9 protein-coding genes and 2 pseudogenes are annotated in these 7,098 nt (G+C 67.8%); 1 reads left to right on the forward strand and 10 read right to left on the reverse strand.

Annotated elements, in window-relative coordinates:
* The 7 genes and pseudogenes from DMB66_RS50010 to DMB66_RS64815 form a co-directional block, all read right to left on the reverse strand.
* Positions 1-356: pseudogene (locus tag DMB66_RS50010) on the reverse strand (hypothetical protein); the annotation flags it as partial.
* Positions 357-675: 319 nt separating this feature from the next.
* Complete coding sequence (locus DMB66_RS50015; RefSeq protein ID WP_233625405.1) at positions 676-1,236, reverse strand: MarR family winged helix-turn-helix transcriptional regulator; 561 nt, start codon at positions 1,234-1,236, stop codon at positions 676-678.
* A gap of 466 nt (positions 1,237-1,702) precedes the next feature.
* Positions 1,703-2,320 carry an STAS domain-containing protein gene (locus tag DMB66_RS50020; protein WP_125811160.1) on the reverse strand — a complete coding sequence of 206 codons (618 nt, stop codon included), beginning with the start codon at positions 2,318-2,320 and terminating at the stop codon, positions 1,703-1,705.
* Positions 2,321-2,374: 54 nt separating this feature from the next.
* Positions 2,375-2,695, reverse strand: coding sequence for an STAS domain-containing protein (locus DMB66_RS50025; protein WP_125811161.1), 321 nt, complete (start codon positions 2,693-2,695; stop codon positions 2,375-2,377).
* 188 nt (positions 2,696-2,883) lie between these two features.
* Positions 2,884-3,675, reverse strand: coding sequence for a potassium channel family protein (locus tag DMB66_RS50030; RefSeq protein WP_125811162.1), 792 nt, complete (start codon positions 3,673-3,675; stop codon positions 2,884-2,886).
* 92 nt (positions 3,676-3,767) lie between these two features.
* Complete coding sequence (locus tag DMB66_RS50035) at positions 3,768-4,004, reverse strand: hypothetical protein (RefSeq protein ID WP_125811163.1); 237 nt, start codon at positions 4,002-4,004, stop codon at positions 3,768-3,770.
* Positions 4,005-4,292: 288 nt separating this feature from the next.
* Positions 4,293-4,592: pseudogene (locus DMB66_RS64815) on the reverse strand (glucose-6-phosphate dehydrogenase); the annotation flags it as partial.
* A gap of 201 nt (positions 4,593-4,793) precedes the next feature.
* Here DMB66_RS64815 and DMB66_RS50045 point away from each other — a divergent pair.
* Positions 4,794-5,471 carry a response regulator transcription factor gene (locus DMB66_RS50045; protein WP_125811165.1) on the forward strand — a complete coding sequence of 226 codons (678 nt, stop codon included), beginning with the start codon at positions 4,794-4,796 and terminating at the stop codon, positions 5,469-5,471.
* Positions 5,472-5,622: 151 nt separating this feature from the next.
* Here DMB66_RS50045 and DMB66_RS50050 read toward each other — a convergent pair whose 3' ends face one another.
* From DMB66_RS50050 to DMB66_RS50060, 3 genes are all read right to left on the reverse strand, one after another.
* Entirely contained in the window at positions 5,623-5,997 is a 375-nt protein-coding gene (locus DMB66_RS50050; protein ID WP_158647621.1) for a BON domain-containing protein, read from the reverse strand.
* 185 nt (positions 5,998-6,182) lie between these two features.
* A complete protein-coding gene (locus DMB66_RS50055) occupies positions 6,183-6,362 on the reverse strand; it encodes a hypothetical protein (RefSeq protein ID WP_125811167.1) in 180 nt (59 codons plus the stop codon).
* Positions 6,363-6,406: 44 nt separating this feature from the next.
* A partial coding sequence (locus DMB66_RS50060; protein WP_148112850.1) for a DDE-type integrase/transposase/recombinase occupies positions 6,407-7,098 on the reverse strand: 692 nt, incomplete at its 5' end.

Consider the following 7,098-nt stretch of genomic DNA (forward strand, 5'->3'; position numbering starts at 1 on the left):
ATCGACAGGGCTGCCTGGGTCTGGGCGAGTTTCGCGTTCAGCCGGGCATTCTCCGCGCGTAACCGTTCGGTCTCGCGTTCGGCCCGCGACAACCGGGCCGTCGTCGACGGGCCTGCAGAACCATTCGTGGATCCGGCCGGCGCGACGGCGTTGCGAGCCCGGGTCCATTCCTGGACGTGGGAATGGAACAGACCTTCCCGGCGCAGGACCGCGGATTTCTCGCCGTGCGGCGCGGCCTCGTACTCGGCCACCACCGCAGCCTTGTAGTCGGCGGTGAAGCTACGCCGGGTCGGACGCGGAGCCGGATCGACCGGCCCAGACCCGTTGGTCTCGGACGGCTGCTTGTTGCTGCTCACGTACGCATCTCCAGTCACGCCCTACAAGCCAACCCCGATCGCCGGGGTGTCTCACGACAGCCTGACAGGGAGGGCCCGGGCGCTTCGACAGGTGCCCTCACGTGATTTGGCTGTCCGCAGAAACCCTGGTCACGGGATATGACGTCTGGCCAGCAACCGCATGACAGTTCGATGACAGTCTTGCCGTTTGGTCATCGTCGCCGCGAGACCTCGAACGCGATACCGGGCAGCGACGTGACGACGCGGACCAGACATGCGCAGTCGACCGGCCTCGTTGGGTCCGCAGCGGAAAGGACGTGCGAGTGCGTGATCTTGCTGATCAAGGGGTCCGGGCGCTGCCTCTGTAGTGTGGAATCGCGACGGCGCGTCCGACCCTTCCCATGGCGGCCGCCGGAGGGTGCTCCCAGCGCTGCCGCCACTGCGGCTCCGGCAGCCCTCCGGCCGCCTCGATCAGGGCGCTGAGGGTGGCGGCGAAGGCCAGCGGCCGGGTCAGATCGAGGTCGGCGACCAGCGCCGCGATGGCTTCCCGGCGGTGGTCCATGACCTCACCGACCAGCTCACGGCCGCGCGCGGTGAGGATGACCCAGGCAGCCCGGCGGTCCTCGGGCCGTTCCTCGCGGGCCACCAGGCCCTTGCGCACCAGCCGGTTGCACATCCGGGTGGCGGTCGAGGACGTCACGGCGAGTTCCTGCGCGAGATCGACGACCCGTTGCGGCCCGTGCGCGACCAGCACGACCAGCGTGCGGAACTGCTGCAGCGTCACGTCGTCGTCGAGGCTCGCCAACGAGCGGGCGGCCATCCCGACGAAGACCCGGCTGAGCGCCAGCAGCGCGTCGACCACCTCGTCCTCGCCGGCGGAGAGCGTCGTCTGCGAAGTCACGTGACCTACTGTGACATGTCGGTCAGGAGACTCTGTCATGCGACTGTCATGCGATCGCGTGCCAGGCGCCATAGCCGGACCCGATGATCAGAGCCGGGACAGAACCCTCCCACCGTCGGCGCGGTGGCATGCCTATGCGGCGCGCTCCCGCGCCGACGCCGTCTCGGCCAGCCGAACCTGCTGCTCCCTGAGTGTCGGCTTCACCCGAATCGTGGCACCGGTCTCCGTTCACGGCCTCCACTAGTTGGTCGAACTCGACATGCCGGTCAGCGATCATCTGCCATTCGAGAGGTCCGTCAGCGCGGACGTTGTCTACGGCCCATCGCGGACCTGGATCGCGGACGGCGGGGCATCACGGCACGGCGGAGTACAGGGGTCGAGAAGAACCACCAGGCGAGCCAGACCCGCCGTGGCGGGGTACACGTGCTCCTCACGGCCTGTCCACCTCGCGGTTCCGTTCGGCTGTTCAACGGTGGGACCCGCGCATATCCGCGTCGAGGTCGGCCCGGCCATTGGCCGCCGCGATCGCCTGCCGGAGCGTCGCGAACGTGCGGAATGCCGTGTGCAGACGCATGGTGCGAGGGACGATCTGGATGAACCGGGACGGTCCGGCGAGCAGAAGTTCGCCTTGGTGGCGGCGAGCGGTGTGGCGGACCCGGACCAGCGTGGCGAGACCGAGCGAGTCGATGGTGCCGACATCGGTGAGATCGGCGATGACATACGGCCGCGACATTGCGGCATCCTCAAGTACCGACCCCAGGTCGGAAGCGAGGTGGGCGTCGATGTCGCCGGCGATGTGGACCACGGACGAGGTCGGGGTGCTCCGCACCGTGACCAGGCTGAGCGCCGCCGTGGAGGCGGTGACGCGGGTCGTGTGGCGTCGCAGCGCCGGCACGGCGGTGGTGCACCGTGAGCAGCGGTGCGGTCCGCGCGCGAAGGCCGAACCGGTCCATCCGATCGCAGCTACCGCGACGTACACCACGTCGGCGTCATGCAGTCCGCCACCGTGCGTCATCGCGACGTCACCGCAGCCGTCGCAGGTCAGTGGCACTCCTGAGCTGTACGTGCCAGGAACAGCCGTCATGTTCGATCCTCATTCTCATCCAACGCCGGTCACCTGCTGGCGGTCCCGGCTCGATCACGCGTTCACTACCTCGGCGGGATCCGCATCCTCGATGTCGAACACCTGATCCAGCCGAGCCAATGAGAGGATCCGCCGGACCCGGCTCGAGGGCCCGCGCAACGTCAGCCGGCCACCCGCATGCGTCATCGTGCGATGCGCCCGCAGCAGGATCGCGATCGCGGCGGCGTCCAGCACGGGGCTCGCACGCAGGTCCACGATCAGCCGGCGAGGGCCCAGCGCCACCGTTTCGGCGATGAGCCGGCCCCATCTGTCGACGGTGATCCCCTCGAACGCCTCGGTGACCACGACGGTCGCCTCCGGGATCGTCTCCGACATCGCTGACCTCCCATGACTGGACTGTGCCCTGATGATCACAGCGTGGCCGTTCGGCATGGCGGCGGCTCCGCGGGTACATGACAGTCTCGTGACAGTCCGTGCTGATCTGTCCCACGATTCACTTTTCGGGCCTCCGGGTAGAAGGTGCTGAGGCCGGGCGGCTCTGTATGGATGCGGCGTGCTCCTTGTCATCGGGATTGATCAGAATGGGGCGGAGTTTCGTCGGTAAGTCGGGTCGACCTCGCATCCGGCGATGGGCGTAGTTCGGCGATCTCTGCTCTGAGCTGGGTGATTTCATCGACCAGAGCGGCGAGGTCGGCACGGGTGACCTGGGTCGGGCGTTCGTCGGTGGAGATTCGCTCCACGATCCAGGTGGCCAGTGAGCCGGTGACGAAGCCGATCAGGCCGATCCCGCCGATCATGAGGGCCAGCGCGACGAATCGGCCGGACGTGGTGCTGGGGTACAGATCGCCGTAGCCGACCGTGGTGATCGTGACGACGGCCCACCACAGCGCCTGTGGGTAGGTCGAGATGTTGCCGTCCGCGCTGCCGCGTTCGGCGTCGAGGATCGCCAACGCCGCGACGGCCACCAGCAGGACGGTGGTGCTGCCGACGTACAGCGCGAGCTTGCCTCGGGTCCATGCCTCGGCGCGGCGGTTGAGTACCAGCAGCGCGGTCACCACGCGCAGCATCCGCAGCGGACGTAACATCGGCAGCAGCAGCACGACCAGGTCGAACAGGTGATCGCGCACGAAGCGGCGCCGGTCGGTGCTGAGCCCCAGGCGCAGCACGTAGTCCAGGCCGAACAACCCCCAGACCGCCAGATTGACGGCTTCGCAGACCCGGCGCCAGGTGGCGGGCAGGTCAGGGTCCAGAACGGGTACGGCGTAGACGACGATGAAGAGCACGGCCAGCAGGGTCAACGGCCCCGCCGTACGGTGTTCCCATCGCTGCAGACGCACGGCACGGGAAGACTCCATAGTCGCTCAGCATGACGCACATCGCCGGCGCAAGTCCTGCGGTGTCTCCGTTTCCGTCAACGCTTCGAACGAGGCGTCGTGGTGTTCACTCCTCATCGACGGCACTGCACGACGGTGAGGACCAGGCCGGCGACGACGCAGGTGACTACGACACCCGCCCAGCCGAACCACACCATGAGGACCGACATGGTCGCCCAGGCGCACACGGCCGCGACCGCCCAAGCCGCGACGGTTGACCGGCGTATCGGCTTGGCGAGCCGCCCCACCCAGACGGAGTCTGCAGCCTGCACCGCCGCGATGGTGGTCCGGAACCGCTGCTCGTCAGCCATGGGATCACCGTGCTCACGTGCGTTCCGTTCGCAGTGAGGCGGATGGCCGTGTCTGCACTTTCGTCGGCTCCCGTTACGCGCAGGGAGTTGCAGACATCGACGACTCCTTCGGTGCTACGGGCAACCTCGGCTGAACCCGATCCCGCCCTCCGAGAAGGTCAGGCGCCGGCGGCGGCCTGCCATCTGTACGCGGACGCACCGGTTCGGGCATCCGTGTACAGATGCGGCGTGCCTGCCGGAATACCGTTGTGGTCCTCGTCGACGGATTCGGCCAGGCGAGTGCGGCGGTAGGTAACGCGCGCTGTTCACCGTGGCCGTCACCTGAGCACCGGTCGCGGACGCCGACAAGAACGAGTCACTGACCCGCCGCCGCCAACGCTCATCATCCCAGGCGTCGGATCCGCTGCCCACCAGGAACAAGCCTTCGTCCGGGCCGCCGGCCAGCAGACCACCCAGCCCCGGCAACAGGAGCCGCGCCGTCAGATCCCCACTGGCGCCCAGCACCAACAGTGTCTGTCCGCCACCAGCCGGGGCCGACCCGGCGGTGCCGTGCGCGTCTCGGCCCGATCCCCCAGATTCCGTCGTCATGGCATGTCCATGCCCGGCCGGATCATGCCTAACCTCCGACGACGCAACGCGGCGGCTTACCCAGCGCGAGATGTCACCTCATAGCCCAGCCCTCGAGGACGGAATCCAGCGGAGCCTGCCACCGATGACAGTTGGATGACGAAGCCGTCAGGGACACCACTGCACGCCGCGGACGATCCGAGGCTGAGGGAGGATGCTGGTATGACAGCCGTACTGGTGATCGAGGACGACGACCGGATTCGCCTGTCTCTGGTGCTCGCCCTGGAGGACGAGGGATATACGGTTTCCGGTGCGGCCACGGCCGAGGAAGGGCTGCTGCAGCAGCGGCGCAGCCCGGCCGACACGGTGCTGGTCGATCTGATGCTTCCCGGGATCGACGGGTTCGAGTGCATCCGTCAGCTGCGCCGCGACGACGACGTGCCGATCGTCGTGGTCAGCGCCCGCGACGACACCCACGACATCGTCGCCGCCCTCGAGGCAGGCGCCGACGACTACGTGGTCAAGCCGGTCGCGATCAAGGAGCTGTCGGCCCGGCTGCGGGCGCTGCGGCGTCGGGCCCGGGCAGCGGTGACCACCGAGATACCCGGGCTGGTCTTCGGAGATCTGGTGATCCGCCCGGCGGCCGGCGAGGTCACCGTCCGCGGTCAGCAGGTGCAGGTCACCCGCACCGAGTTCCGCCTGCTGTGCGAACTCGCCGAACACCCGGGCCGCGTCATGTCACGACAGCAACTGCTGCAACGCGTATGGGAGTATGAGGCTGGCGACGAACGCCTGGTCGACGTGCATGTTGGACGGCTCCGCGCCAAGATCGAGGACGACTCCGGCGAGCCCCGGCACCTGGTCACCATGCGAGGACTGGGCTACAAGCTACAGCGATGAAGGCATAGGACCCTGTCCGGGCCGACTACCCACGACCGGACCAGTTTGGGCTGAGAGCGGCCCGGCGAAGACCGTCAGCCGGTGCCTGGGAAGGCAAGCCGTTCGATGTCGCCGGGATTGCGCTCCGCTCATGCTCGGATCATGCCGCCGATCAGCGGTCCACGATGAGCAGGTTGCAGACGTCGAAGACACCGGGGGTCGCCCAGGCCAGGCGCCCCGCAGCGGCCTTGTCGTCTGCCGAGTCGACGCTGCCCTCCAGGATCACCACGCTGTTCTGCACCATCACCCGCACCAGGCGACCTCGGATCTCCGCTTCGGCGATCAGGCGCTCAGCGACCCGATCGACGAGCGCCTCATCGACCTCGTCGACGAGGAAGTCGTCGGCGCCAGGGTCAGCCGGTGACCTCTGCCAGCGGCCGTGAGCGTCTCGCCACTCGCCCGGGATGTCGTACGGCGTTTCCCCGCCGTCACGGCCGTGGTCTCGCGGCATCCCGTAGTCGTCCGGATCCGGGGGCAACGGGAACATAGGCCAACTCCTTATCAGCGGGCGCCGGGGCGGACGGCGATCACGGACGCGTGCCGCTCGACCAACCGTGCCGTCGTGCCTGGGCATCCGTGCGTTTCCGGGACCAGACTGGCGCGCTGATGTCGCGGAGGTTCCACGACGTCGTGACGGTTCCATGACTTTGCTTCGCCGGCTACGACGCCGGCTCAGGCCCACGACCGTACGTCGCGTGCTCTGAGGATCTTTCTGCCCTCGAAGTCCGTGTAGGAGGCTGCCTCGGTGAGCCGGTATCGCGCGGCCATGACGGCGAAGCTGAACAGCATGATGTCGCCGTCGATGGTGACCAGGTCGGACGGGTGCAGGAGCGGGGCCGTAACATCCAGCACGAGTAGGCCTTCGGTATCTGTCAAGTCAAATGAGACATTTGGGGTTAAGTCTTCTGTAGTTCTGCGGTTGGTTGGTTGATCCAGCTGTGGCCGGGGATCTGGGGTGGGCGGGGTCGTCGGGCGAAGCGTTCGGGGTGGGCGGCTCGGGCGGTGTCGAGGGTCTGCTGGCGGGCGGCGTCGATCGGGCCGGTGGTCGCGAAGTGGACCGAGGCTGGGGTGTGCCAGCCGATCCCGGAGTGGCGGTGGACGTGGTTGTACTCGGCGAAGAACCCGTCGCAGTACGCCCGCGCGGCCGATAGATTCGGGAATGATCCGGGGAAATCGTGCAGGTATTTCAACGTCTTGAACTGTGCCTCGGAGAACGGGTTGTCATCCGATATTCGGGGCCGGGAATGGGTGCGGGTGACGCCGAGGTTGGCCAGCAGCGCCGATACCGGCTGGGAGGTCATCGAGGTGCCCCGGTCGGCGTGCACGGTGTGCGGGATCTGGCCGTTGCGGGCGATGGCCTCGTCGATGAAGTCGCGGGCCAGCACGGAGTCCTCGGCGGCGGCGAGGATCCAGCCCGGGTTGTAGCGGGAGTAGATGTCGATCAGGACGTACAGGTGATACCAGATTCCTTTCGCCGGCCCGCGGAGCTTGGTGATGTCCCAGGTCCAGACCTGCGAGGGTGCGTCGGCGACGAGTTCGGGTTTGACCTTGGCCGGGTGGGTGGCCTGGCGTCGTCGTTCGCGGGTTT

It is taken from the genome of Actinoplanes sp. ATCC 53533 (assembly GCF_003947245.1).

Bases quoted from the DNA above. Each gene is read 5' to 3' on its own strand.
- DMB66_RS50035 (WP_125811163.1), bottom strand. From the start codon at position 4,004: ATGGCTGACGAGCAGCGGTTCCGGACCACCATCGCGGCGGTGCAGGCT.
- DMB66_RS50025 (WP_125811161.1), bottom strand. From the start codon at position 2,695: ATGTCGGAGACGATCCCGGAGGCGACCGTCGTGGTCACCGAGGCGTTC.
- DMB66_RS50045 (WP_125811165.1), top strand. From the start codon at position 4,794: ATGACAGCCGTACTGGTGATCGAGGACGACGACCGGATTCGCCTGTCT.
- DMB66_RS50020 (WP_125811160.1), bottom strand. From the start codon at position 2,320: ATGACGGCTGTTCCTGGCACGTACAGCTCAGGAGTGCCACTGACCTGC.
- DMB66_RS50050 (WP_158647621.1), bottom strand. From the start codon at position 5,997: ATGTTCCCGTTGCCCCCGGATCCGGACGACTACGGGATGCCGCGAGAC.
- DMB66_RS50030 (WP_125811162.1), bottom strand. From the start codon at position 3,675: ATGGAGTCTTCCCGTGCCGTGCGTCTGCAGCGATGGGAACACCGTACG.